Here is a 23,667-nt window from a genome sequence, read left to right as displayed (position 1 = left end):
ATAGAACTTATGAAAAACACTAGTATTTTTTTCCATTTAACAGTACTTTTTTTGAGTTTGATTTCATCTGCTCAAGTCACCAGAAAATACAATGTTTTCAATGACTTTGTTAGTAATGCCGATTTTGCTCCAATCATAGATACATATGATGGTGGACACTTATTACAATACAGTTACGACTCTTCTAATGGACGCGACGATAGTACTGTACTTATTAAGACTGATGCTAATTTTGCTCCTATTTGGAAAAAAAGTTTTGGAGGATATTTAAATAATAAAAGGGTACTTACTTTCCCTGATGGAAGCTCAGTTCTTTTTGCAAGAGCTGGTTGCTTCTATGCTCAGCTATCACCTTCGCCATCTTCAGTAAAATGGTATTGCCCTAGATTTGTACTCCATAAATTAAATGATCAGGGACAGACAATTTGGTCAAAAGAAATTGGGTCAGTTGCTAACAACGATTTTATTACTCCGTTCGATGCCTTTCTCAAAAATGCTAACACTATAAAAATTGGCGGTCGGAAAGGACCACCAACTCAATTCCCGGTCCCGGTCATAATGAATTTCGATTTGGATGGAAATTTATTGAACGGCACTATCCTGCAAGGATTAGGAGGGACGGTTTACTCAATGAGTAAAGAAGAAAGTACCGGAAACTATTTTGCTTTAATTTGGAATCAAATATGTAAATTCAATCAGAATGATATATTATTATGGGCAAGAGAAATACAATTTCAAAGTACATCAACTTTTTTAGCTGATAGTGTTAATGCTCCAAATACCAAAATCCTTAGCAATGGCGACTTATTAGTTAGCTGTATTTTAGAATATGCTAATAACTTTGGAAGATTACTTCTTAGAATTGATACTAACGGAAATTTAGTTTGGGCCAAAAAAATAGCATGCGATTACATTGGAGGCATTAAAGAATTGGCTTCGGGTGAAATAGTTGTATCCATAATTGACCAGACTTATTACACTGACAATGTACGTTTAAACTATGTTCTCAAAATTACAGCCAATGGGAATCTTATCTGGGCAAAGGGATACAGAAATAGTACATCAGCCAGTGAGCTTTACGAAAAAAATGCAAACGAATGGTATTTTGCAGTTAATGGATTCGATCAAAATTGGATTAATATAGATAATGATCAACCCACAATTTTTAGTACTGACAGTTCGGGAAACTCAGCATGCAACGGATTCGATGCAAACATAACTATGACTAACGAAAACATAACCTTATCAGTTCCTACAATAGCTATTACCCAAACGCCATTACTTACGCCGCAATCAATACCTGATACAACAACTTACCTTATTACGTTAGCGAACCTAACTTCAACTACAGAGTGCTTACCATTAGCTATTTCCGACTTTAATAGCAATGACACTTATCTATATCCAAATCCTAGCAATGGAAATTTCACAATTAAGTCTAATTCCTTAGTTGAAAAAGTAGAAATATTTACACTATTAGGACAAAAAATAAATGAAATAATGCCATTACAATTAGAATTCTCTACATCAATAGAACATTCAGGCATTTACATAGTAAGAATTCAAACTACATATGGTAATAAAATGGTCAAAGTTATTGTTACTAAATAAAAACATCTACTAACAGGCGTTTCTCTCAATTGCGAATTTTGTAGTAAATTCACGTTTACATTTCGCAAGAATTTTTATCTTTAACTGAAAATAATCAGTTCCGAAATTCGCAACCTCGCCAAGCGCCAGAACGTTATAAGCAAGTTTTGAAAAAACCGTAGAAATAGAAAACGAAACATAAACCAGAAAACTTAATTTAAAATGAAAAAAATTATTATTTGTAGCTTACTAGCAATGTCAATTTTGTCTTGTAAAAATACTGAAAACGAGAAAAAAGCTGAAATTGCAACAGAAACTAAAAAAGATTCAATTGTTGAGGAAAAAATGACAATTACGCAAATATCTGACACTTTGAAAAAAAGTGATTATTCAAAAGAATTTGCCAAGTATTCTGACGAAATAATAAATAAAATTTCTGAAAATATGACATATGTTTTAACAAAAGAAGAAACGGCGAGAGCAAATGACGAAGAATATTTGAAAGAAATAACAAGTTTTAAAGACAATATAATTTCACTTTATTGGGAAACTTGCGGAACAGGTGGTTGTGTTCAACATCAAAAATTACAAATAAAAAATAATGACTTAATTGATTTAGGAAACGGTTATGAAAAATTAACAGAAAGTGAATCTAAAAAATTAGATTCTGAAATAAAATCTAAAATTAAAAATTACTCATATATTTCTGGTAGAAATGAAAATGAAATTAGCATAACTAAAAATGGAAATTATTTGATTGGAATCAGAGGTTTAACTGATGAAGATGGAGAAGCTACAGGTGGAACTATTGAAATTAGTTATGAAACTAAAGATTTGAAAACTTATATTCCATCAACATTGAAAATAACAAAAATAAATTAAACCTGCTGGCAACAGCAGTTTGCAAAAATGGCGGGCTTGGGCTTTATTTACAATTGGTTTTGTACTTGGATAATAGTCATTAAGCAAAAGTTTAGGCTTCCTTAATTCGCCACTTCTGCCAGCTACAAAATGTTAACCGTCAAGCATAAAAAAAGTTTAATAATAAAATTACTCAGTTTCAAGTTAGTTACTATCTCAATTTTTTATTAACTTATTAAAACTATATTGTGATTGATTTAATTTAGAAATTTTTAAAATATACACTCCACTTTGAATATGAGAAACATCTAATACTTTTTTGGCAATTCCTTGCGTTACAATAATGCCATTCATAGCATAAAGAGTATAGTTTTTTTCAGATTCATCATTAAAAACAATCTGATCATGAGCTGGATTAGGGTAGAAATTTTGTTCATATATATATTCAGGAATATTTAATGAACAATTACTAGTAATAGGCGTAAATGTTACAATCCCTAATGAAACGTTATCGTAGCCGTCGTAAATAGTTTGAGATATATCATTTGTATTACTTGAACACCAGCAATTATTAGAGACATTAATAGGGTAACTATAGAAATGTTTAAAATTATATTGGGTGTTGTTGCAAATTGTATTGTCGTGAATAGTGCTACCAGAAATTGGAAATGGATAATTTAACTCAACTCCAATAATATTGGATTGGATAATAGAGTTTGTTACTTCTAATGCTGGCAACATTCTAATCCCGACCGCATTATCATGAATGTAACAATTATCAATTTGCCCTTCTGTATTAAATGGCCATACACTAAAATTAAAAAATTCACAATTAGATATGAGCATATTAGGAACAATTTCCCAACAATGTATTCCTTTTTCTCCATCAGAAAAAATACTGTTTGTTAAAGTAACATTTTGTGCATAGATATAGCCGTAATCATTATGATGAACATTTAAATTATTTAAAACTACTGTATGATTTGAATGCCCATCTCTACCAAAGAAAGCATAATTACAATTTTTTATTTCTACATGATTTAAATTCAATACTTCTCCATTAGAACTATCCAAGATTTTTATAAAATTATCTGCATATTCACCTATCATATGGGAACCGATAATTTTACCACCTTGCAGGTTTTCTATTTCGATTCCGTTCCAACTACCAGCATTTGGATTAGTTGCGGCGGATGTGAAAATTATTTTATTTGTTAAGGTACCGTTACAAATTAATGAACCTCTTAAAATTAATTTTGTAGAAGGATTGAATTTTACAATTACACCAGGTTCAATATTTAGTGAATATCCTGGAAACACTGCTATATCGTCAGTTACAATATATGGACTTCCACTTAAACCCCATGTGGTATTACTAAAAATTCCACCACTCACACTTGTCTGTCCAATTGCGTAATTTGTAAGTAGTAAAAATATTAGCTTCAAAATATTTTTCATTTTTTATTTTTTTTTGTTTTCTTTCATGTTATAAAAATATAATATTTGCATTGAAAAATAATATTATTTCACATAAAATCTAAGTAAAATAATTTCTGTCTTGTAAATTACTTGCTAACATAAAATGATTATTACCTACTTTTCCAATCATAATGATAGTAATAATTGTAAACAAACCACAATCGCTAACAACCGTTTTACTCAATTACTGAGCTTGGGGCTTATAAAATAGCTTTTGTCTTTAAGTTTTTACATAAAGCATTTTCTAATAATTAAATTTGCTTGCGACAATTTTAGAGATTTTAGTGACTTCAAGAATTGAGAAACTCATATTATAGTCTTTGTCTTCAGGGAAATATTGAAAAAAAATCTAATGTTTATGATTGAGCATTTTACTCACATTACTATAAAGTTTAGGAAACTCTTGCTTAAATGAGTTGGGTGATTCAAAATAATGTTCCAAAATAACAGCTAAAAATTCGAATTGATTGGTATAGGCATAAATTCTGAAATAATTGGAATTGATTAATTTATCTCTATTAGCTGGGAAATTTATTTCTTTTTGAATTTGATTGTACATTCTAGAAAAAATAATGGCGCTTGTATCTTGACTTTTTAATCCGTGAATATGCAAAACGTGAGCAAATTCATGAATTCCGAGATTTAGGTTGTCACTGGTAGTTTCATATCCAGCGATGAAATCTTCCCATGAAAAAACTACGGCTTTCATTCTTGGATTGAATTCTCCTTTATGAAAGGCCTCGTTAATGTTGGAGTAATATTGTGATGGATAAATAACTATTTTATCAAAATTAGTGAACAAATAATTTCTTAATCCGAAGCTTAACATTATAGATGTAGATGCAATTAGAACTTTAACTTCGTCGGTTATTATAAAATCTTCTTTCCCTATAAATTCATATTTCTCAATGAAAGTGGCTACTCGATGTTCGAAATATTTTTTCTTTTTATCGGAAAGCGAATTATAGTAGTGGAACTTTTTGTTTAAAATGTATGACTGATTAGCGTCCAATGTTTTTACAGTTGGATAGAAATGAACAAAAAATGGTTTATGAAAAAGCACACCATATTTTTCTTCGATTATTGAGTAAATAACAAAAAGAAAAAATGCTGCGCCTAATGTAAATAGTAAGTATAATATAATCACTTATATTTTTTTAGTGAACGCTATTGACCTATTTTCGAACCAAAACATTCAATTTCTAACAAATTTAAGCAGTTTGCTTTAACTAAAATATAAATGCGATACATGTCAGTCAAAATATCAAACCAACAGCTGATTCATTTTTACGACTTTTCTAATTTTGCAAAGTCAATTGGAAACTATATATTTTATATTTCTTACATGTATAAAACAAATTCAAAATTTCATTTTCTGGATTCGAACCGCGTTCAAAATAGCCAATAAAGCAACTCCAACATCAGCAAAAACTGCTTCCCACATTGTGGCCAAACCACCTGCACCTAAAATTAGGACAATTGCTTTAACAGTAAATGCTAGAATGATATTTTGCCAAACAATTTTCTTTGTTTGTTTACCAATATTTATTGCCATTGGGATTTTTGAAGGCATATCGTCTTGAATTACTACATCGGCAGTTTCTATGGTGGCATCGCTTCCTAAACCACCCATTGCTATTCCAACGTTACTTAAAGCAACTACAGGCGCATCGTTTACACCATCACCAACAAAAGCAACTGTTTCATTTTTTGCAATTATTTCTTTTACTTTATTTACTTTATCCTCGGGTAATAAATCACCATAAGCATTAGTAATTCCGAGTTTTTGTGCTACAAATTGAACTACATTGTCTTTATCTCCACTTAACATTATGGTTTTTATACCTAATGCTTTTAGTCTGTCGATTGTGGTTTGTGCGTCTTCTTTTATACTATCTGCAATTGTAAGATAACCAGCGAATTTTTTATCATAAGCAACTGCAATTAACGTGTAAACAATACTTTTTGGATCAATATCATAAGCAATCGAGAATTTATCCATTAGTTTGAAATTACCAACTAACAATTCTTTTCCGTCAACTTCAGCTTTTAAACCATGTCCTGAAATTTCTTCTACATTTTTTAGTTCAATTGTACTATCAATTTTTCCAACAAACTGATGAATAGCTGTTGCCACTGGATGTGTGCTTTGACTTTCTAAAGCATTTACCAATTGTAACAAATCCTCTTTGTTAAAATCAGTATTAAAAACAACTTCCTGCACTTTGAAGACGCCTTCGGTCATTGTTCCTGTTTTGTCCATTACCACGTTTTGAATAGAGGACATTACATCAAGAAAATTACTTCCTTTGAAAAGGATTCCGTTTTTAGAAGCTGCTCCAATTCCTCCAAAATAACCTAAAGGAATACTTATAACTAATGCACAAGGACACGAAATAACCAAGAAAACTAAAGCTCGATACAACCAATCTCTAAACTGGTAATTTTCTACAAATAACATCGGTACAACACATATTGCAATGGCTAAAACAACTACAATTGGTGTATATATTTTGGCAAACTTTCTGATAAATAATTCTGTTGGTGCTTTTTTGGCTGTAGCATCTTGCACCATTTCGAGAATTTTTGACAGTTTACTATCTGTATAAGCAACCGTTACTTTTACTTGACAAACCGAATTTAAGTTTATCATTCCTGCTAAAACAGTTTCTCCTTTTGCTTTGGTGTCTGGCTTACTTTCTCCTGTTAATGCTGCTGTATTAAAAGAAGCAGTATCTGAAAGTAATTCGCCATCTAATCCTAATTTTTCTCCTGCTTTTAGTTGAATAATATCTCCAATTTTAGCAGTTGATGCTTTGATTGTTTTGGCAACATTGTTTTCGAGAATAGTTACTTCGTCAGGTCGCTGGTCGAGTAAGGTTTTTATGTTTGCTTTTGCTCTTTGAACCGCCAATGTTTGGAATATTTCGCCAATGGCATAAAACAACATTACAGCAACTCCTTCTGGAAACTCGCCAATGGCAAACGCGCCAATAGTTGCAATACTCATTAAAAGAAATTCTGAAAATATATCGCCTTTGCGAATGCTTTCAAATGCTTCTTTGACTACTGGCAATCCTACTGGAATGTATGCTAAAATATACCATCCTATTCTAACATAACCTGTAAACCACAATTGTTTAAAATAATTATCAAAACCAATGGCAACCAATAATAAAATAAAACTTATGATTGCTGGCAAAAACATTTGAAACGTAGATTTTTCTTCGCTGGAATGCTCGTGATCGTGTCCGTCATCATTAGAATGATTTTCGGTTTTTTTATTTATTTTTTCTTCGAGAGTGCAACAAAGCTGATTGCCTTTAGCATCGTATTTATGTTGATGTTCCATAGTATTTTGTTTTTTATTTTTGTTGTGTAAATAAAATCATTAATCATTCTCACCCATCTAACCTATTACAAGCTCTTTGGCTACTAATTGCCATCTATTTTGTCTGTGTCTATAAAATGATTTTGCCCACCATGTAATTAAACCGGTGAGTATACCACCATAAATAACTATTTCATCCTCATACATTATTGTAAAGTCGGTGATTTTTTTTAATGTTATTTTATGGTTCCATACTTTCGCAGCATCGTCCCATTCTTGTGTCTTTAAAATTTTATTCTTATCATCTATTTTTTCAAAATAGAGTGAATGGAGTCCACCAAATGGAATACAACCATAGACAAGCATTTTTGTTGTAACCGTATTTCCTTCTTTCCATATTTTAGGAAATTCTCCTCCTGTAGGTTTGAATCTGACCTTTCCTTTCGTGACAAAATTCAATAATGCACTCGTCTGAACTTTGCTCCAAGCTGTATCGATATCTATTGGAATCTCTGACGTAATGGTTAGTTTATCAGCTGTAACTTTTTTTCCTTTATAATCAATTTTTACTTTTTCAATTTTTGTTTTAATTTTCATACGATAAGGAATTAGCGTGTATCTAATTGATTTTTAAATTCATAATTGCTATGCTTTACAACACCCATCCAAAGAAGCAATTCCTTCGGCAGTAGCCTTTACTTCGTCAGCATCATAACCCAACTTGGCTATGCCTTCCTTAATAGCTTGCAGTGTAGTTTTCTTTGGGTTGTAATAAATTGTAAACGTCATCGCTTTATCATCTAACTCATACATTTTTACACCTTTTATTTTGAGCATTTCGGTTTTGAATTTCAAGCCACAAGTTTCACATTCTTTACAATGATCACAATGTAAAAAAGTTTTGATTACAGCTTTTTGATTGGTTTTTTGAGCAGAAGCAGTATTGCTTGTAAAAAATAATAGTGTTAAAAAAAAGATTGATTTTAAAATTGAATTTTTCATTTGAATTTATTTAATGATTAATAATTTATTTTTAATGTTCGTGTTCTCCGCCACCTTTTGAAGTTGCTAGTAAGTAAAAAGCACCTTTTATAACAATTTTCGCATCGGCAGGAATTTCTTCGACTAATTTTATTTCGGTGTAACCTAAATCAGTAGTTCCAGGAACCACTTCGATTGCTTTGAAGTGCACTTCATTGTGTCCTTCTTCTTCGCCTTCAGCGTGGTCTGAATGTTCTTCTCCTTTTTTATGTTGATGCTCTTCTTCTTTTACTTTTGGAGCTTGTTCTTGGTGTTCTTCTTGAATGTAAATGTAATATTTATCGCCATTTCTAACAATTGCATCTTTTGGTAGTGCTTGAACTGTTTGATTGGTGATATTGATATTGGCAGCGACATACATTCCGGAAATTAAATCTTTGGCATCGCTTGGATTGATTTTGGCATGAACCGCAACTGTTTTGCTTTCGTTTGAAAATGATTTATTGATGCCAAATATTTTTCCTTTAATGGATTTATTGGACTGATTGGTTAATACAAAATCGACTTCTTGACCTACGGAAATTTTTCCCAAATCTTTTTCAAACACATTTAAATCCAAGTGCATTTGGCTGTTATCAACTACTTCAAAAAGTGTTACGCCTGTTTCTGCAAATGCTCCTTTTGTTATACTGATTTTACCCACATAACCGCTTATTGGCGAAACAATTGGAATTAACGAAGTGTTTCCGCTTAAACTAACATTTAACGCTTGTAGCTTGTTTTTTGCGGCTTGTGCTTTAGCTTTTTCTACTGCTAATTTTGATTTTACTTCTTGAAATGTTTTGCGAGGATTTACATTTTCATCGCTCAATGTTTTTTGACGATTATATTCCAATTGCAAGTATTCAATGTTGGCAATAGCTGAATTGTAATCTTCCTGCATTTCGGTAACTTCAAGGTTTTGAATAGTTGCCAATGTTTTACCTTTTGCAACGTAAGTTCCTTCTAACACATAAATATCTTTTACTACACCACCAATTAAGGTTGAAATATTAGCCATGTTTTGTGGTGGAACTGCTGTATAACCATTGGCTTTGATTACCGTATTTAGGTTTTTCATTTCGATACTGCCTGTTTCGATACCAATAGTTTTAAATTGCGCTTCTGTCAAGGCAACTTCGGTTTCTGATTTTTCTTCTTCGTGGGTTTCTTCGGTTTTCTTTTCTCCACAAGAATTTAGAGTAAAGAGAATAGAAAATAGAATAAAGAGGTTGAAGTATGAACTTCGATTACAATTTGGTTTTAAAAATATATTTTTCATATAATGGAATATTAATTGTTGTTGAAAGATGGAAATTGCAATTGAATAGCACTTTGATTGTAAGTATTAACGGCTTCGGCATTTTGCTTTTTGATGTCAATGGCTTGGTTTAAAAAACTAATGTATGACCAGTAACTCATATCACCATTGGCATAGCTTTTTTGAGCCGTTGTAATAATTTGTTCGGCATATTGCAATCCTTCGTTTTGGTAATATAAAAGTGCTTTTTTCTGTTTTTCGAACTCATTTTGTAGTTCTTCTTTCTGTAATTTCAAAGTCAATTTGCTTTTATCTAATTCTAATTGCGATTGCGAAATACTAATTTCTGATGCTTTGGCTTTTGCTGTATTTGCACCACCAAATAAAGGAATTTGCAATCCGGCAGTAAAACCCTGAAAATAGGATTTGGTATCGATGGTTTGACCAAAATAACCCAAACCTAATTTAGGAGTTCGCATTGCTTTGAACGTATTGGCTTCCTTTTGATACACTGAAATTTGCTGTGTGTAATAATCGCTTACTAATCCTTGTATTTTGTCATCTTTACTCGTTGTTGGTTTAGCATATTGCAATGGTGTATTGGTATCAGGAACTATGTTTTCATCTGTTTGAATGAAGTATTGCAATTGCTTTTGATAGATTACCAAATCATATTCTAACTGTGCTTTTTGGGTTTCTATTTCTTTTGATTTGGCTTTGGCACTTATTACTTCGATATTCCCACTTTCTCCAGTTTGAAAACGAAGCTCTGCATTTTTTAGGAATTTGGAATAAATTTCAAATAACTCATTATTTAGTTTTTGAATAGAAACTCCATATAAATATTGATAATAGGCTAATGACACTGCTTTTTCAATTTCATACTCCGTTAATGCTTTTCGTTTTTCAGCTAATTTTGCCAATTCTTCTTGCAACTGACGGTTGGCTTTTGTGATTTTACCAATTGGAAAATACTGTTGAATGGAAACATTGTGGTCGTAATCAACACTATTGAATTGTCCGCCTTGGTACTGCACTTGTAAAGGATCTACTTGAAACGCCGTTTTCTTGAGAACAGTTTGTTTTTCAATTTCCTTATCCGCGATTTTTAAGTCGATGCTATTTGCTTTTGCTTTTTCAATGGCTTTTTCTAAAGTAATTGTTTGGCTGTTTTGAGCAAACGAAAAGCTACTAATTAACAAAACGAGTATTGTTACAATTGGATTTGACATTTTTTTTCTTCTTTTAATTCCCTTTTCAAATAATAAATAAAGTATTGGTAAAACGATTAAGGTTAGTAATGTTGCCGAAACTAATCCGCCAATAACTACTGTTGCTAATGGTTTTTGTACTTCGGCACCACCACTAGTTGATAATGCCATTGGCAAAAATCCTAATGAAGCAACCGCAGCAGTCATTAATACTGGTCTAAGTCTGGTTTTTGTACCTATTAAAACCCGTTGTAATGGGTCAGTTATTCCTTCGGATTTGAGTTGATTGAAATAGGATATTAATACAATTCCGTTTAATACAGCTATTCCAAACAAAGCAATAAATCCAATACCTGCCGAAATGCTAAAAGGCATTCCTCGTAACCAAAGTGCAAAAACACCACCGATTGCCGATAATGGAATGGCTGTGAAAATTAATGCGGCTTGTTTCATACTATTGAAAGTAAAAAATAACAACACCATAATTAATCCTAAAGCGATTGGTAGAGCTACCGAAAGACGCTTATTGGCTTCGACTAAATTTTCAAATTGTCCGCCATACGTAACATAATACCCAGCAGGAAGTTTAAAACTGGTTTCTAATTTTTGTTGGATTTCTTCTACAACGCTTTTTACATCACGACCACGAACATTTAAACCTATTGTAATTCTACGTTTACCATTTTCACGAGAAACTTGAACCGGACCTTGTTCATAATTGATTGATGCTACTTGCGCAAGTGGTACTTGTTGCCCATTTGGTAATGGAATAAACAAATTACTAACATCAGTAATGTCAGTACGATTGTCTTTATTTAAACGCACGACTACATCAAAACGTTTGCTTTCTTCGTAAATTTTACCTGCGCTTTCGCCTGCAAATGAAGAACGTATAATTTGATTGATGTCGGCAATATTTAAACCATACAAAGCAATTTTATTATAATCGTATTTGACTGTGATTTGAGGAAGTCCTGTTACTTTATCGGCTTTTAAATCACCAATACCTTCAATAGTATTTACTTTAGAAATTAATTCTTTGGCTTTTGTATCTAAAACTTCTAAATCATCGCCAAAAATTTTAATGGCAATATCGCTTCGGCTTCCTGTCATTAATTCGTTGAAACGCATTTGAATGGGTTGCGAAATTTCGATGTTTGCACCAGGAATGGCTTCCATTTCTTCTTTCATTAAGTTGGCTAAATCCTCCCAATTGTCAGCAGATGTCCATTCGTCTTTATCTTTTAAAACAATAATCAAATCGCCACTCTCTATTGGCATTGGATCGGTTGGGATTTCTCCACTTCCAATTTTTGTAACAATTGTTTTGATTTCCGGGAATTTTGCTTTTAAGATTTTTTCGTATTTGGTTGTGGTTTCTACCATTTGGGATAGCGAACTTCCTGTCATAATAGTAGCATTAATGGCTAAATCTCCTTCTTCGATAGTTGGAATAAATTCGCCACCCATATTCTGAAAAACGATAATGGCAAAGACAAACATTGCTAACGAAATGGCTAGAACCGCTTTTTTAAATCGTAATGCTCGGTCTAAAAATGGTGTGTAGATTTTTTCAAACCACGCCATCATTTTATCACTAAAATTAGTTTTGTGTTCGGTGTTTTTTGATAAGAACATTGCACTCATCATTGGTACATAAGTTAATGAAAGTATAAACGCTCCAATAACTGCAAAACCTACTGTCATTGCCATTGGTTTGAACATTTTTCCTTCTGTTCCTACTAATGCAAGGATTGGCAAGTAAACAATTAAGATTATGATTTCCCCGAATGCTGCACTATTACGAATTTTTGAAGCCGATTTATATACTTCAGTATCCATTTCTGCTTGGGTTAAATTCTTTTGTCGTTTGAGTTTTTGTAAATGGTGCATCGTTGCTTCTACAATAATTACTGCTCCATCGACTATAATTCCGAAGTCGATTGCTCCTAAACTCATTAAGTTTCCGCTTACGCCAAAATGGTTCATTAAGATTACTGCAAAAAGCATTGAAAGCGGAATTACTGATGCAACAATTAATCCAGCTCGAAGATTACCTAGAAATAATATCAGTACAAATATTACTATTAATGCACCTTCCAAAAGGTTTTTAGTAACAGTTCCTATTGCGTTATCCACTAATTTACCTCTGTCAATGAATGCTTCGGCAACCACTCCTTCGGGTAAGGTTTTATTGATTTGCGCCATTTTTTCTTTCACTCTTTCTACAACGGCACTTGAGTTTTCGCCTTTTAACATTAAAGCCAAACCGCAAACAATTTCGCCTTTACCGTCTTTGGTCGAAGCACCATATCTTAATGCAATTCCCTCACGTACATTAGCTACATCGCGAACTAAAACTGGTGCACCATTTCTGTTTTTGACTACTACATTTTCTAAATCTTTAATGCCAGTTGCCATCCCAACACCGCGAATAAAGTAAGCGTATTGGTCTTTTTCGATATAAGCTCCACCTGTATTTTGATTGTTTTTCTCTAACGCTTCAAAAATTTCTGTAATGGTTACGCCCAAACTATTTAATGTATTTGGATTAACTGCGATTTCATATTGTTTTAGTTTTCCACCCCAAGTACTAACTTCGGCAACGCCTTCAATACCTTGTAATTGTGGAATAATAATCCAATCTTGAATGGTTCGTAATTTTACAGCATCGTATTTGTCTTCATATCCTTTTTTGGCATAGACATCATACTGATAAATCTCGCCTAATCCAGTTGATATTGGTGCTAACTCTGGAGAACCAGCATAAGCAGGAATATTTTCTTTGGCTTGACTAAGGCGTTGAAATATTTGTTCTCTAGCCCAATAAATATCTACATCGTCTTTGAAAACAACGGTGACTACTGAAAGTCCGAAACGAGAAATACTTCGTAACTCGATAACTTTTGGGATTGTTTTAAAAGATTGTTCTAAAGGATAAGTAATTAATTGCTCGACTTCTTGACTGGCTAAAGTTGGAGCAGTAGTAATTATTTGTACTTGGTTGTTGGTTACATCGGGTAACGCATCGAGTGGTAACTGTTTTATAGAATAGCTACCAAACGCTATTAGAACTAAAGTAAATAATAGTATTATAAACTTGTTCTTGATACTGAATTGTATGATTTTGTCTAACATTGAAATTGTATAATGAATTAGAAATTAGCAAAAATAGTTTTGCTATTATTTGTGATAGGCTCACAAGTTTCTAACCCGAAACTACTCGGGCATCATTATACTATTTGAGGCGGTTGCCATATACTTCCGAAGAAATTGGAAGTAAATATAGAGGTATACGACGGTAATTGAGTTTTTATACTCTTTGTAATTGGTGTAAAACTAAAAGTAGTAATCTTAAAATAACTTACTATTTGTGAGCCACAACAATTGCAGTTGCAAAAAGGCGAACATAAATCATTTTCTTTATCGTGATTATGAGATTTTTCATCATGATTATCTGAAATCTCAACAGCTTTATGTGCTGCGCTACTTACTTCCATATCTGCACAAGGCAAACATGATAGTACCACTAGATAGATTGATAATATGTAGTTTAAGAGTTTCACGAGTGTAAAAATAGGATTTTTTATTTATAAATAAATTAAGAGTATTAAAAGTTTGTGTTATTTTACGATTGCGATGGTCTTTTAATAATTCAAATTTACACCTACACCAAATCCCATATCACTGTCATAATGAGTCCTGGCACTAAAATTTCTTTTGATGATGTATCGTAATCCTGCCATGTATTCTTTATCTGTATTCCACATTAAATCCATTCGGACTCTTTTGGAAACAGGAATATCCATTCGTTCTAATTGAAATCTAAAATTACCATCAGTAAATACCTCAGCTTGTGCTTTTATTAGCATTGGTAAAGTGTATTCAAGACCTGCGCTAAATACGGAACGGTTATCTTTGGTATTGGATTGGTTGAATAGGTTTCTTTCCATTTCGCCTTTTTCCATTTCGCGGTAACGCCAATCAAAGCCAATGAACGGCATTAACCATTGCATTTTTCCAATGTATCGACCAATATGAGTTTCTGTTTCATAGCCGTGATGATCGTTGTAACCCAATCTCCATTCTGTGCCGATGCTCCAACGTGTGTTGCTGAACATTGCCATTCCGTCGTTTCCGTTAGTAGCAAAATCATTTTCTGCCATGAAATGAAACTTTCGGTCTTCGCCAAATAGTTTTCTTTGTGCTAGTTTAGGATTAGGAATTAATGGGTTTGGTGCTTGATTTTCATACGTAAAAACTCGTCCCATACCAGCCATCATGTGGTACAAAATATGACAATGAAAGAACCAATCGCCTTCTACATTCGCATTGAATTCGATAACATCAGTTTCCATTGGCATGATGTCGATGATGTTCTTTAATGGTGCGTAGTCTCCTTGACCGTTTAAAATTCGAAAGTCATGACCGTGCAGGTGCATTGGATGGCGCATCATAGAACCATTGTATAATGTAATTCTAACATTCTCACCTTTTTTAATCAAAATTTTATCTGTTTCAGAAACTACTTTATTGTCTAAACTCCACACATAGCGGTTCATATTTCCTGATAATTCAAAACGTAATTCTTTTATTGGTGCATCTTTTGGCAGTGTAGTTTTTGTAGGCGACTTTAACATGGCATAATTTAAAGTGGTAATATCTGAAAGTTCGTTACTGTTATAGTCGCTTTCATTCATCTTCATGTTTCCCATTTTATCATCTTTTTTTGACGCTGCTTTTCCAGTGATTTCTGGGTACATTACTACGTTCATGTCCATTTGATTGTAAGACATCTGCATTCCCATATCATCCAAATCGCCATTCATTTTCATCATTCCGTTCATCATTTTCATTCCGTCAAAATATTTTAATTTTGGTAATGGTGAAATCAATTGCTTAACGCCATCGCCAATGTAAAGTGATGCCGATTTTGTTCTGTCTTCTGGTGTTACAAGGAATTCAAACGCTGTATTATCAGCAGGAATAGTAACGATAACATCGTAGGTTTCAGAAACTGCAATTAATAATCTATCTACTTCTACAGGTTCAACATCGTTACCGTCATTGGCAACAACCGTAATTTTGCCACCTGCATAGGTCATCCAAAAATAAGTTGATGCACCACCATTTGAAATGCGTAATCGTACTTTATCGCCACCTTTGAATTGGGATAATTGACTATTACTTTTACCATTGATTAAAAACTTATCATAGTACACATCGCTTACATCCATGGCATTCATTCGTTTCCATTCGTTTGTTATTTTTGTTTTGAAATGACCTTGCTTAATTGCTTCTGCATAACTTTGGGTAGTTCCTTTTTGTATGGCGAACCAATCGGTTGCATTGTGAAGCATTCTGTGTACGTTATTTGGATTTAAATCGGTCCATTCGCTTAAAATTACCGGAATGGTTGGCAAATCGTCAATACCTTTTCTAAAGGTTTCGTCTTCTGGTTTTTTGTTTAAAATCATTGAACCGTACATTCCGATTTGTTCTTGCAAACCAGAATGACTGTGGTACCAATGGGTTCCATGTTGTATAATTGGAAAGGTATATTTATGTGTTGTACCTGGTTCAATTGGCATCTGAGTTAGATAAGGTACACCATCTTCCTTATTAGGTAAAAATAAGCCGTGCCAATGCAATGAAGTGCTTTCTTTTAGTTCGTTGTGCACATAAATTTCGGCAGTATCGCCTTCGGTAAACGTTAGCGTAGGCATCGGAATTTGACCGTTTACTGCTATTGCTCTTGTAGGTTTGTTTCCTATATTTACAATAGTATCACGAACGTATAAATCGTATCTCACTGTTTTAGCTATTGTCTTAACTATAGGTTTGCTTTCAGAAATAGGAATATCTTTTGGAACTTCAACAATTTTTGGAGTTTCTTTTATTGGTTTTGAAGCTTCTTTTTTTGTTTCAGAAATTACTTTTTTTGTAGCGACTGGTTTTTTTACAACTGCTTTTTTAATTGGTTTAGCTTTTTCTTTCACTAATGCCATCCCACATTTTGGGCATTTTCCGGGTTTGGGTGAATGAATTTCGGGATGCATCACACATGTATAAAATGTTTGAGGTGCATTATTTTGTGCTGTAACAAAATGATTTATAAAAAAAAGAAAAACTATAATTGACAATTTGATTTTCATGACTTTAATTTTTTGATATTATTTCCCAATCGGCTATTCTTTTATTTAGTATCTCGATTGTACTTTTCATTTTTTCCTTATCGGCCAATGTAATTGCTATTTTTGCTGCTGCAATTGCATTAGAATAATCTTTTAATTCGGATGCTATTTTTTGCCTCAAATTTGGGTAATAGAAATTTTTAGGATTTAATTTTTCCGCTTCTAAGAGCCATATTATTGCTTGTTTATAATCTCTATTTGTACTAAAATAATAATTAGCTGCCTGAAATAATAGGGTGTCGTCTTGCGTTTTCCCTTTAATGATATGTTGCTCTATCAATGCTAATATAGTATCATCTTCTATGCTCTTTACCGGTATTTTAACCATTGTGTTTTCCCAAAGTATTTTTAGAAATGCTTCGCTTTTGCTATTGATGTCATTTAAGTCAATAGTAAAAGTTTCATAAAAATTGTGGCTTTTTTCTAAAGGGACTTTGAAACGCATTATATCTTTTTTTTCATCATAGCCCGTTTCTCCATGCAAGGTAGTATCTGAGTTAACAATTATAGTCCAGTCATTTATTGAAGGAATTGAGAATATTGAATAGCTTCCTGCTTTTAATACATTGTTACCAAAAGAAATATCTTCGGAAGTGGTTATGACGGTACAATCACTTGCGCCAGTTCGCCAAAGCTTATCAAAAGGTACTAACTCACCAAATATTTTACGCCCTCTGACCAACGGTCTGCTGTACGTTATTTTGATTTTTGCACTACCTACTTCTTGCTCAAATGAAGCTGCCGGACTGGCAGAAGTAATTCTTATCTGGACTTTGTTTTGTGCAGAAATAAATACTGATTGTAAAATAATTAGGGGAAATAGGAATATTTTTTTCATTGTTTTGAATTATTGGTTACTGTATTTTTATACTTTATGTTATATTGATTTTGTGATTTCTAACAGCAATTATCTCCGGCTTGTATTGGTGGACACTTTACAGTTCCGTAACTACAATAAACGCAACAATCGCCTTGTTTAGGTCTTAAAACTGTTTTGCATTTTTCACACTCATAAAAAAACTGACAAGCATCGGTTGGCATTATTTCGTCTTTACTATACCCACAATTTGGACATGTTAATGTAGATTTTAATTCTACTGATTTTCCATTGTAGATAGTGCAAGTATCACAATTTCCGTGTAATTTGTTTCGATAATAATTTACTATCGTAGCTATAAAAAGCCCAAGCATACCAGCATAAATTAAATAAACTGCATTTTCTGATTTGCTAAAATAATAGGCAAATAATATTGTTATTCCACTCGGGATTGCTATTAATAAAGGATACAGGCAACGATGTTTACGATAGGAAATGATTAAGCCAACAATGGAAATTAAAACCATCGCTTGAAAAATCCACATCGTCCATCCTCCAAATAATTCAAAGCTTCCAAGTCCAAGAGCTGATGCTGCAAATGCAAAAAGAGGAAAACAGCAAGGCGAAAACAGTGCTGTGAAAAAAAGCCCCAGAGTGCCTAATTTATCTACATTATTAATTAATTTCATTTTGTTGTTTTTGTTATTATTTAAAGTTTTAAATTTCGTAATCTCAATGCATTTACAATTACAGATACAGAGCTAAATGACATTGCTAAAGCGGCGATCATAGGAGATAATAAAATTCCAAAAACTGGATATAAAACTCCAGCTGCGATTGGTACACCTAATACGTTATAGAAAAAGGCAAAAAATAAATTTTGCTTGATGTTTTTCATCACAGCATGGCTTAAATTTTTGGCTTTTACGATGCCTTGTAAATCTCCTTTTACTAAAGTGATTTTGGCACTTTCAATGGCTACGTCCGTTCCGGTTCCCATAGCAATTCCAATATCGGCTTGTGCTAATGCTGGAGCATCATTTATACCATCGCCAGCCATGGCCACAATTTTGCCTTCGGCTTGTAATTTTTTAATTTCTTTTAGTTTGTCTTCTGGTAAGCATCCTGCTTTATATGACGCTAACCCTAATTCATCTGCAACTGCTTTGGCGGTGTTTTCATTGTCTCCAGTGAGCATAATTACTTCGACACCTTGACGCATTAATTCTTTAATGGCTGCCGCACTTGATTCTTTAATGGCATCGAAAATGGACACAAACCCAACAGCAATACCATCAAAAGCTATATATGAAACTGTTTTTCCTAACTTTTGTTCTGCACTAATTCTGTTTTCTAAATCATCAGAAACTGTTGCTTTGACTTGTTCCATTAATTTTTTATTGCCTAATGCCACTTTTTTGTTGGTTACTGTTCCTGTAACTCCTTTTCCGGCAACAGCTTCAAAATCTTTTACTTCGATTAAAGAAATAGATTTTGTTTTCGCATAATTCACAACAGCTTGCGCCAATGGATGCTCACTGTATTGGTTTAGTGAAGCTATACTTTTTAGTAAATCAGTATCGTTGTTATTGGCAGCGTAAATTTTTTCGACAGATGGTTTTCCTTCGGTGATGGTTCCTGTTTTATCCGTAATTAAAACATTAACCTTATTCATATTTTCAAGAGCTTCAGCATTTTTTATCAAAACTCCGGATTGTGCGCCTTTTCCAACACCAACCATTACCGACATTGGCGTTGCCAAACCTAATGCACAAGGACACGCAATAATTAATACTGCGATGGCATTTATAAATCCGTACACTAATGCAGGTTCAGGACCAAACTTAGCCCAAATGAAAAAGGTAATTACCGAAATAATCACCACAATAGGCACAAAATATTTGGCAATACTATCGGCTAATTTTTGAATTGGTGCTCTAGATCGTGAAGCATCGTTGACCATTTGCACGATTTGAGAAAGTAAAGTTTCTGAACCTACTTTTTCAGCTATCATAACAAATGATTTATTACCGTTTATTGTTCCGGCAATTACATTATCGTCTTTCTTTTTATCTACCGGAATTGGTTCGCCTGTAATCATGGCTTCATCAATACTGCTTTCGCCATCGGTTATTTTACCATCAACTGGAATCTTGTCTCCAGGTTTTACCCTTAACAAATCGCCTTTCTTGATATCGTGGATTGAAATTACTTTATCGCCACCATCAATTACCAAAGTAGCTTCTGTTGGAGCCAATTTTAATAATTCTTTTATCGCTCCGCTTGTTTGACTGTGCGCTCTGGCTTCTAACAATTGCCCTAGCAAAACCAAAGTTAGAATAACAGTTGTTGCTTCGAAGTATAGTAATACTGTTCCGTGTTCTGTTTTGAATTCGCTTGGGAAAATATCAGGAAAAAACATTCCGACCAAACTGAAAAGAAAAGCTACTCCTGTACCAATTCCGATTAGGGTAAACATATTTAAGTTCCACGTAATTATGGATTTCCAAGCTCGGACAAAAAATATCCAACAGGCATAAAACACTACAGGAAGCGATAATATTAATTGTACCCAATTCCATTTTGAAGCATCCATTAGTTGTAGTAAAGGATTGTTGTGTGCCATTTCTATCATTGCAATAGCGAAAATGGGAACTGTAAATGCAACCGCAATTTTCATTTTCTTAACCAAATCCTTATAGGTCTTTTGGTCTTCGCTTTCACTTGGTTCCATTGGAACTAAATCCATTCCGCAAATAGGACATGAACCCGGACCTTCTTGAATTACTTCGGGATGCATGGGACACGTATATAACGTTTTAATCACCGTTAAATCTGGTGCTTTGACTAAATCCATTCCACACACAGGACAGTCGCCTGCTTTGTCGTATACTTTTTCGCCTTCGCAATGCATTGGGCAATAATACTTTCCTTGTGCATTGGTTGGGACAACAGTTTCTTTATTATGATTATTGGAATGCATTGAGCAACATGATTTTCCCGAAGCTTCATTTGTTTTACTATGCTCCTTGGTTTTACCGTTGCTCATTTCTATGGTGTATTTTCCGACTGCTGTCAATGCTTCCTGTAGCTTTTCTGTTGGAATGTGCTTTTCCATAGTTATTGTTGCTACTGGTGGATTTAATGAAACTTTTGCCTCAATACCCTCAATAGTATTCAATGTTTTTTCGACTTTAGCGCGACAACCATCGCAAGTCATTCCGGTAATGTTGTAAGTATGTATCATCTTTAATTTCAACAAATAATGTAAACTAATCCTGCTCAATTCCTAACAAAATTAGTTCAGCTTGTTTAAATATTATTATTTGCTTTCTTCCGCTTTTTCAGGAACAGGTTCTGTTAAATCCATCCCGCATTTGGAACACTTGTCATTCAGTTTGCCTTGCACTTCCGGATGCATTGGACATGCATACATTTTTTCGTGATTTTCCATCTCTTTAGTTTTGTTGTCTATCATTGTTGTATCATTATCCATCATGGTATTGTCGTTGCCCATGTTGTGAGAATCACCAGTTGTTGCTTCCTTGTTTTTTTGGTTACAAGAAACCAATACAAATACTATTACTATGGCTGAAAAGATTATTTTTTTCATTTTTTCATTTTTTAATTCAATACAAAATACTATTTGATTAGCATTTTGTATTGAATTGATTATTTTTTACATTTTGCAGGCTTCTGCACATTTTTTGCATGCTTCTGCACATTTTTTGCAACACTCCATATCGTGTTTGCTGCACTCTGTAGCACACGCTTCACAACATTTTACACATAAAGCACATAGTGCATCTGCAAATTGGGAACCTCTAGCACACAATCGGGCACATAATGCACAAATGTCGGCACAATCTTGACACAATTTAACACATTCTAAATGATGTTTTGCTGTAACACAACCATCAATACATTTTTCACATTCAACCATACAGGCTAAACACGCTTCGATACTCACTTGAACATTTTTCATTGTAATAATTAATTAATTGTAGATTAATTTCTACACAACAAAGTTCAATTATTACTTTACTTAAATCATTGTAAAACTTTAGTTATGATTTGTATAATTTATATATCTTCTATTTGAATACGGTTATTATTTTTAGATCTTTTGAATGCAGTTGGCGTAAAACCCGTTACTTTTTTAAATTGATTGCTTAAATGTGCCACATCACTATACTGCATTTTATCAGCAATTTGACTTAATGAAAGTTCATCGTAAATTAACAGTTCTTTTACTTTTTCAATCTTTTGAGAAATATAATAATGCTCAATAGTTGTTCCTTCCACATCTGAAAATAGATTGCTAATTGTATTGTAATCCTGTAATAAATCTTGTGATAAATATTGAGATAAATTGATTTTCAATACTGTGTTTTGATTATGCACCAAATCAATAATTAGATTTTTAATTCGTTCCACAGTTTTACTAATTTTATTATCTAGTAATTCAAAACCAAGTAATTGGAAACTTTTTTCTAATTTTTCTTTTTGATTTTCGATACTTTCCTCAAGAATCTCTACATTTCCTAAATTAACAGTAATAATGTGAAGCCCGAGTTTTTCTAGCTCAGACTTCACTACTATTTTGCATCTGTTGCATACCATATTTTTAATGTGTAGTTTCATCCTTGAAGTCTTAAATTGTTTTTGCTATTTTATCCATAATAGAATGATCTGAACCAAATTTGCAAATAGCGTCACAATTGGTTCTCAATTCTGAAAACAGTATATATTTGATAATCATTTTTGAATTTTTTATGACAGGTCTATTTAGTTGTTGAATCACATCTTTTTCACGACTGTCGGGGATAATAATATAGAATACTTCATCGCCGTCAGAAATACTAAAATAAAGGTCGGAAAGACGTAAAATACCCGAATAAATGCTGGTGCTTTTTTCTACTTCAAATGCGCCAATAATGTTGTTTGTTCCTTTTTCAAACCATAGCACATCAATAAGTTTAATAGTGTTTTGTGTGTCTTTATCGCAAGGCAATTCAGGAAATTTATTCATAGAGATAAAAGAAAAACTTTGCCCGTTGAAAGCTTTGCTTTTGTCATTACTAGCAGGCGTAACATCAAAACCTAACGAAGCTCCGATTTTTAATAAATGGTATTGCATTTCGCTATGTAAGTTCTCTTCTTGCTTTTCTTCTTGAATTTCCTTTTGTCGTTTCACTATGTTTTTTTCAAACTTATTGCGCTCCTCTTCACTCAAGTATTCATCATTACCAATCAACATTTTTTGTGTTCCAATTTCAAAACACAATCCTGAAATTGCTCCCAAATCATTAGATAATTCGGATTTATGTGAGCTGTTAGTTTCGAGAAGTGTTTCTCTAATTTTTAGGTATTCTGTCCAACTCCCTAGCTTCTTTTTGTCTTTGTATAAAAAATTAAATCCGTTGAGAATAGCAGTATTGAACGGTGGAAACCAAGTAGGATGTATGAAGTATAAAATACTGGCAACAGCCGGACCAAGACCTTTTATTTTTAGCGTGTCTAATTTTACAATCTCTTTTACAACTTGTTCTTCAGTTTTAGCATTAATGCAATTTTCGAGGAACTGACCAAAAGCGATTTTGTTGTTTTGATTTTCGTAAATATCAGGAATACGCAACTTGGGTTTCCAATAAAAAGGATGTGAAACACCAACAAAAACTTGCTTTTGCTCTGCAATGCAATTCAATACAAACTCTAAACTACTGTTCTTGAAATCGTTTGGGAATGATTTGTTTTTTATATCTTCAATAACCTGTAAAACACCCCGCCTTATAGTTCGGAATGCTTTTAGTCTTTGATCATTGTCAACAAACCAGGTATTATAAACACTTTCGTTGTCTTTTTTGTATTGTTGTATTATTTGATTTAAATTGTTCATCCTT

General features: G+C 33.1%; 18 protein-coding genes and 1 pseudogene. 2 read left to right on the top strand and 17 right to left on the bottom strand.

The window, feature by feature from the left end:
• Positions 1–9 precede the first annotated feature (9 nt).
• Together LG45_RS00895 and LG45_RS00890 are read left to right on the top strand one after the other, a co-directional pair.
• On the top strand, positions 10–1,611 hold the full coding sequence (locus LG45_RS00895; protein ID WP_035123501.1) for a T9SS type A sorting domain-containing protein: 1,602 nt from the start codon (positions 10–12) through the stop codon (positions 1,609–1,611).
• Positions 1,612–1,812: 201 nt separating this feature from the next.
• The gene (locus LG45_RS00890; RefSeq protein ID WP_131494626.1) at positions 1,813–2,472 is read left to right on the top strand and encodes a hypothetical protein; all 660 of its coding nucleotides are present in this window, start codon (positions 1,813–1,815) and stop codon (positions 2,470–2,472) included.
• A 195-nt stretch (positions 2,473–2,667) separates the two neighbouring features.
• On the opposite strand, the gene LG45_RS00885 is transcribed toward LG45_RS00890, so the two are convergent.
• From LG45_RS00885 to LG45_RS00810, 17 genes and pseudogenes are all read right to left on the bottom strand, one after another.
• Positions 2,668–3,909 carry a T9SS type A sorting domain-containing protein gene (locus tag LG45_RS00885; RefSeq protein WP_035123497.1) on the bottom strand — a complete coding sequence of 414 codons (1,242 nt, stop codon included), beginning with the start codon at positions 3,907–3,909 and terminating at the stop codon, positions 2,668–2,670.
• Positions 3,910–4,279: 370 nt separating this feature from the next.
• Complete coding sequence (locus tag LG45_RS00880) at positions 4,280–5,077, bottom strand: zinc-dependent peptidase (protein ID WP_035123495.1); 798 nt, start codon at positions 5,075–5,077, stop codon at positions 4,280–4,282.
• Positions 5,078–5,290: 213 nt separating this feature from the next.
• Positions 5,291–7,282, bottom strand: a complete 1,992-nt coding sequence (locus LG45_RS00875; protein WP_035123493.1) for a heavy metal translocating P-type ATPase — start codon at positions 7,280–7,282, stop codon at positions 5,291–5,293.
• A gap of 57 nt (positions 7,283–7,339) precedes the next feature.
• Complete coding sequence (locus LG45_RS00870) at positions 7,340–7,858, bottom strand: hypothetical protein (RefSeq protein WP_035123491.1); 519 nt, start codon at positions 7,856–7,858, stop codon at positions 7,340–7,342.
• 48 nt (positions 7,859–7,906) lie between these two features.
• Positions 7,907–8,263 (bottom strand): heavy-metal-associated domain-containing protein, encoded by a 357-nt coding sequence (locus LG45_RS00865; RefSeq protein ID WP_035123490.1) that lies wholly within the window; start codon positions 8,261–8,263, stop codon positions 7,907–7,909.
• A 31-nt stretch (positions 8,264–8,294) separates the two neighbouring features.
• The gene (locus tag LG45_RS00860; RefSeq protein WP_035123488.1) at positions 8,295–9,563 is read right to left on the bottom strand and encodes an efflux RND transporter periplasmic adaptor subunit; all 1,269 of its coding nucleotides are present in this window, start codon (positions 9,561–9,563) and stop codon (positions 8,295–8,297) included.
• An 11-nt stretch (positions 9,564–9,574) separates the two neighbouring features.
• Complete coding sequence (locus LG45_RS00855; protein WP_035123486.1) at positions 9,575–13,891, bottom strand: CusA/CzcA family heavy metal efflux RND transporter; 4,317 nt, start codon at positions 13,889–13,891, stop codon at positions 9,575–9,577.
• A gap of 95 nt (positions 13,892–13,986) precedes the next feature.
• On the bottom strand, positions 13,987–14,319 hold the full coding sequence (locus LG45_RS00850; protein WP_035123484.1) for a DUF6660 family protein: 333 nt from the start codon (positions 14,317–14,319) through the stop codon (positions 13,987–13,989).
• Between the two features lie 81 nt (positions 14,320–14,400).
• On the bottom strand, positions 14,401–16,908 hold the full coding sequence (locus LG45_RS00845; protein ID WP_240471791.1) for a multicopper oxidase domain-containing protein: 2,508 nt from the start codon (positions 16,906–16,908) through the stop codon (positions 14,401–14,403).
• A 4-nt stretch (positions 16,909–16,912) separates the two neighbouring features.
• Positions 16,913–17,785, bottom strand: a complete 873-nt coding sequence (locus LG45_RS00840; RefSeq protein ID WP_035123483.1) for a DUF2911 domain-containing protein — start codon at positions 17,783–17,785, stop codon at positions 16,913–16,915.
• 59 nt (positions 17,786–17,844) lie between these two features.
• Positions 17,845–18,063, bottom strand: a complete 219-nt coding sequence (locus LG45_RS16620) for a GDCCVxC domain-containing (seleno)protein (protein ID WP_035124236.1) — start codon at positions 18,061–18,063, stop codon at positions 17,845–17,847.
• 51 nt (positions 18,064–18,114) lie between these two features.
• Positions 18,115–18,453, bottom strand: a pseudogene (locus LG45_RS16615) (MerC domain-containing protein); the annotation flags it as partial.
• A 20-nt stretch (positions 18,454–18,473) separates the two neighbouring features.
• Entirely contained in the window at positions 18,474–21,011 is a 2,538-nt protein-coding gene (locus tag LG45_RS00830) for a heavy metal translocating P-type ATPase (RefSeq protein WP_035123481.1), read from the bottom strand.
• A gap of 75 nt (positions 21,012–21,086) precedes the next feature.
• Positions 21,087–21,377 carry a heavy metal-binding domain-containing protein gene (locus LG45_RS00825; RefSeq protein WP_035123478.1) on the bottom strand — a complete coding sequence of 97 codons (291 nt, stop codon included), beginning with the start codon at positions 21,375–21,377 and terminating at the stop codon, positions 21,087–21,089.
• A gap of 66 nt (positions 21,378–21,443) precedes the next feature.
• Entirely contained in the window at positions 21,444–21,749 is a 306-nt protein-coding gene (locus tag LG45_RS16740) for a four-helix bundle copper-binding protein (RefSeq protein ID WP_035123476.1), read from the bottom strand.
• A gap of 98 nt (positions 21,750–21,847) precedes the next feature.
• Entirely contained in the window at positions 21,848–22,408 is a 561-nt protein-coding gene (locus tag LG45_RS00815) for a helix-turn-helix domain-containing protein (RefSeq protein WP_035123475.1), read from the bottom strand.
• 10 nt (positions 22,409–22,418) lie between these two features.
• Positions 22,419–23,663 (bottom strand): hypothetical protein, encoded by a 1,245-nt coding sequence (locus LG45_RS00810; RefSeq protein WP_035123473.1) that lies wholly within the window; start codon positions 23,661–23,663, stop codon positions 22,419–22,421.
• Between the last annotated feature and the right edge of the window lie 4 nt (positions 23,664–23,667).

The sequence above is a fragment of the Flavobacterium aquatile LMG 4008 = ATCC 11947 genome (genome assembly GCF_000757385.1).
Lineage (GTDB): Bacteria > Bacteroidota > Bacteroidia > Flavobacteriales > Flavobacteriaceae > Flavobacterium > Flavobacterium aquatile.
This window is presented reverse-complemented; position numbering and strand designations above follow the sequence as displayed.